This is a genomic window from Massilia paldalensis, from assembly GCF_044901715.1.
Taxonomy (GTDB): Bacteria; Pseudomonadota; Gammaproteobacteria; order Burkholderiales; family Burkholderiaceae_D; genus Telluria; species Telluria paldalensis.
In genome coordinates, this window is sequence record NZ_JBJCIU010000027.1 from 1 (window position 1) to 4,078 (window position 4,078).

Sequence of the window (4,078 nt, forward strand, 5' to 3'; positions counted from 1 at the left end):
AAAGCATGCCGCCAGCGTTCAATCTGAGCCAGGATCAAACTCTTCAGTTCAATCTCTGTTTGCGACACTTTCGTGTCATCTGCATTTCTGCAGAGTCGCTCACTCAAAATACTGACCGTCACTTCATTTCTGAAGCAACGTATTTCTTTTGCGTGAACATTTGATAATTTAAGCATTCAGCAGCTACCGAAGCAGTTGCTGGCACTTCATCAAACGCCCACACTTATCGACTGTTGATTGTTAAAGAACTCGAATTCTGTACTGCCTTGCTGCGTTGTGCGAATCGTTGTGTTCGTCAGCAGCAGAGGAACGAGATTATGAAGCAAACTACCTAACTCGTCAACCCCTCTTTTTTCTCCAGCGCTAGCGGTGTTATCAAAACACCTAGCTCAACTACTTGATTTCGTTCAGCTTTTACTGCGCCGCAGAAGCAGGAGGCGAACTATAGCAAACGGATGAGTGTTTGCGCAAGCGCCTTTTCGATCGATGTGGCTACCCGTCACGCATGAAACCCGGCAATCGTGCTGTCGGTTGAATACGTTCCTCTTTGACGCTACTGTCGTCCCATGGACGATGAAGCTTCTCAACAAAAGAAAAACGACCACGAGATGCGCAACATCATCGAAGAGGCGCGCGTGATCCTGCCGGGCCTGCAGGCGGTGTTCGGTTTCCAGACAATCGCCGTCTTCAATGAACGCTTCGAGGATTTGCCGGCCTATGCGCAGGTGTGCCACCTGGTCGGACTCGGATTCATGGTCGTCACGATGGCGATGCTGATGACGCCAGCCGTCTACTACCGCGCCAAACATGGGTTTGCCACCTCGCAGATGATCCGGGCATCGCGGCACGTCATTCGCGGCGCCTTGATGCCGCTGGCCGTTGGGCTTTCTCTCGAGATGCTGACGGTGGTGTCTCTTGCGACTGACATGGTCTGGCTCAGCATCGCGGCCGCGCTTGCCACGCTCCTGCTGTTCGTCGGACTCTGGTACGTGCTGCCGAGCCGCGATCCCGTCCGGGTCGACGAACCCCGCTCCTCATCCTCGCGGAATGCACTGCGGTTGTGTGAGCCGCCGTACAGATGAGCTTTTTGGCAAATGGATAATCCAGTTGTGGCCGCGACAATCTATGCGGCTGTCCAGAAGCAAGGATTTTACGAACTGGGCGACACTGGCCTGCCTGAAGTTCCGGTATCGGGGGGAGCACAGACGGAGGCGGGTGTAGGCCCAGCCGTTCATGCAGCATGCGGGTGCAGGTCGACGAACACGTGTCGGCCATGGGACACCGGCGCTGCGTACGGCTGAAACGCGGGGCGCCATCCGGCGCAACGTGTTGCTGCCGCCGGCTACGCCGCGCCATGCGCCGTGCCGGCGGCCGCACGAACGATGTTCTGCGCAACCTCGCGCAGCGCGGCGTGTCCAATTCATCGAACCCGCAAATGAACGGTCAAGCAAGCTCGCAAGTGAGGACGTACTGACGGGCAATCGTCCGTCATGACTGGCTCGGCCCAGCGGCAAGCCTCGTCCCGCCGCAGCGCACGGACACACCCATGGCACTGACACTTCTCTCCGACGATTTCCAGCATAACGCCGGCATCCCCGCACGCCATACCTGCGATGGCGACAATATGTCGCCGTCCCTGTCGTGGTCGAACGCGCCACCCGGCACACGCAGCTTCGCATTGATCATCGACGATCCCGACGCGCCCGATCCCGCGGCCCCAACCGTCAGATGGGTACATTGGGTGCTCTACAACATCCCGCCAGATGCCTCGCACCTGGCCGCCGGCATCCGTGAATCGGCACTGCCGCCGGGCACCGAAGCAGGCTTGAACGATTGGAAGAATACGCGCTATGGCGGCCCCTGCCCGCCCATCGGGCGTCATCGCTACGTCCACACGCTCTATGCGTTGGACACTGCCCTGCCCGACCTGCATCATCCGACCCGGTCCCGCCTGGTGCGGGCGATGCAGGGACATGTGCTGGAGCAGACCGTGTTGGTAGGCACTTACCAGCGTGGTCGCCGGCGTTAGCCCGCATCTTTTCGGGCATTGGCAAGCGCGTGGTTCCTGATGAAGTCGACGAAAGCGCGCAGCGGCGCGGGCACGAGCCGGCGGCCCGGGTAGTACAGATAGGGACCGGAAAAGCGTGGCCACCAGGGTTCCAGCACGGGCTCGAGCGCACCCCGCTCGATGTACGGGCGCAGCCAGTCTTCGAACAGGTAGACGATGCCGAGACCGCGCACAGCCGCCTCGACGGCCAGGTCGACCGCACCGCCGATCTGGACGAGCAGCTGGCCCGCCGGCTCGATCCTGACGGTCTCGCCGTCGCGCTCGAACTCCCATTGCACGACCGTACCGCTGGCGAAGCGACCGCGCATGCAGGCATGGCCGAGCAGGTCGCCGGGATGCTGCGGCCGTCCGTGCTTGTCCAGGTAGGCGGGCGAGGCTGCCGCCGCGGCCCGTTGCACGCGCGGCCCGATCGGCACCGCAACCATGTCCAGCTCGAGCCGCTCCTCGTAGCGGATGCCGGCGTCGCACCCGGCGGCCAGCACGTCGACGAAGCTTTCCTCCGCGATGATCTCGAGGCGGATCTCCGGATAGGCGGCGAGGAAGCGGGGCACGATGTCCGGCAGTACGAGCCGCGCGGCACTAACCGGCACGTTCAGGCGTAGCGTCCCGGTCGGCGTGTCGCGAAATCCATTGATGACGTCGAGCGCGCTATCGACTTCGCTCAATACGGGATCCAGGCGCGCGAGCAGGCTGCGGCCGGCTTCGGTGGGGACGACGCTTCGGGTGGTACGGTTGAGCAGGCGCACGCCTAACTTCGTCTCGAGACGCCGCACGGCATCGCTAAGGCCGGACGCGCTGCCGTTGCTGATGCGCGCCGCGTCGCGAAATCCGCCGGCGCGCGCGACGGCGACGAAGGCGGACAGGTCGCCAAGATCCACTTTCATGAGATATCCCTGATGGATTGTACGTTTGGACGTACAGGTCATGCAGATTACACCGGATTGTCATGGAGTGCTGTCGCACCTATCGTAACGATCACCATTCGACGAAGGAGAACACATGAATATCATCGACAAGGCCGGCACCTTCCTGCTCGGCGACCGCCCCGTCCGCCGCCTCGGCTACGGCGCCATGCAGTTGGCGGGCCCGGGCGTCTTCGGTCCGCCCAAGGACCTGGACGGCGCACGCGCGGTGCTGCGCGAAGCCGTCGCGCTCGGCATCAATCACATCGACACATCGGATTTCTACGGACCGCACATCACCAACCAGCTGATCCGTGAAGCGCTGCATCCGTATCCGGACGACCTGGTCATCGTCACCAAGATCGGCGCGCGCCGCGATGCCCAGGGCGCCTGGCTACCGGCGATGTCGGGCCCGGAGCTGGAGCAGGCCGTCCACGACAATTTACGCAATCTCGGCCTGGATGTGCTCGAAGTGGTCAACCTGCGCAGCATGATCGACGTCCATGGGCCGGCCGAAGGATCGCTCGAAGAACAGCTGACGGCGCTGGCAACGCTGCGGGAACGCGGACTGATCCGGCACATCGGCTTGAGCAATGTGACGCCGCGCCAGGTCGAGGATGCGCGGCGCATCGTGCCGATCGCCTGCGTGCAGAACATGTACAACCTGGTACACCGGAATGACGATGCGCTGATCGATGCGCTGGCACGGGATGGCATTACCTATGTGCCCTTCTTTCCGCTGGGGGGATTCAGCCCGCTGCAATCCGACACGCTGTCGGCGATTGCGCGGGACCTGGGCGCGACGCCGATGCAAGTGGCAATCGCCTGGCTGCTGCAGCGCTCGCCGAATATCCTGCTGATTCCGGGAACGTCATCGGTCAGGCACTTGCGCGAAAACCTGCAGGCCGCGGAACTCGTCTTGCCGGGCGATGCGCTGGAAGCGCTGGAGACAATGGGACAGGCACGATAAACGGACGCCCAAAAGCAAAAAACCCCACCAGGATCACCTGGTGGGGTTTTTCATATAACTAGCCTGACGATAACCTACTTTCACACTGGTTGCAGCACTATCATCGGCGCAAAGTCGTTTCACGGTCCTGTTCGGGAT

General features: G+C 61.8%; 4 protein-coding genes. 3 read left to right on the forward strand and 1 reads right to left on the reverse strand.

What is annotated here, in order from left to right; translation table 11 throughout:
* Positions 1 to 566 precede the first annotated feature (566 nt).
* Both ACI1V7_RS28235 and ACI1V7_RS28240 read left to right on the forward strand, forming a co-directional pair.
* The gene (locus ACI1V7_RS28235) at positions 567 to 1,082 is read left to right on the forward strand and encodes a DUF6328 family protein (RefSeq protein ID WP_404536026.1); all 516 of its coding nucleotides are present in this window, start codon (positions 567 to 569) and stop codon (positions 1,080 to 1,082) included.
* A gap of 464 nt (positions 1,083 to 1,546) precedes the next feature.
* A complete protein-coding gene (locus tag ACI1V7_RS28240; RefSeq protein ID WP_404536028.1) occupies positions 1,547 to 2,029 on the forward strand; it encodes a YbhB/YbcL family Raf kinase inhibitor-like protein in 483 nt (160 codons plus the stop codon).
* Here the strand turns inward: ACI1V7_RS28240 and ACI1V7_RS28245 are convergent.
* Positions 2,026 to 2,952 carry a LysR family transcriptional regulator gene (locus ACI1V7_RS28245; protein WP_404536031.1) on the reverse strand — a complete coding sequence of 309 codons (927 nt, stop codon included), beginning with the start codon at positions 2,950 to 2,952 and terminating at the stop codon, positions 2,026 to 2,028. The two genes, ACI1V7_RS28240 and ACI1V7_RS28245, sit on opposite strands and share 4 nt — an antisense overlap.
* A gap of 115 nt (positions 2,953 to 3,067) precedes the next feature.
* Here ACI1V7_RS28245 and ACI1V7_RS28250 point away from each other — a divergent pair, with 115 nt between their 5' ends.
* A complete protein-coding gene (locus ACI1V7_RS28250; RefSeq protein WP_404536033.1) occupies positions 3,068 to 3,940 on the forward strand; it encodes an aldo/keto reductase family oxidoreductase in 873 nt (290 codons plus the stop codon).
* Positions 3,941 to 4,078 lie beyond the last annotated feature (138 nt).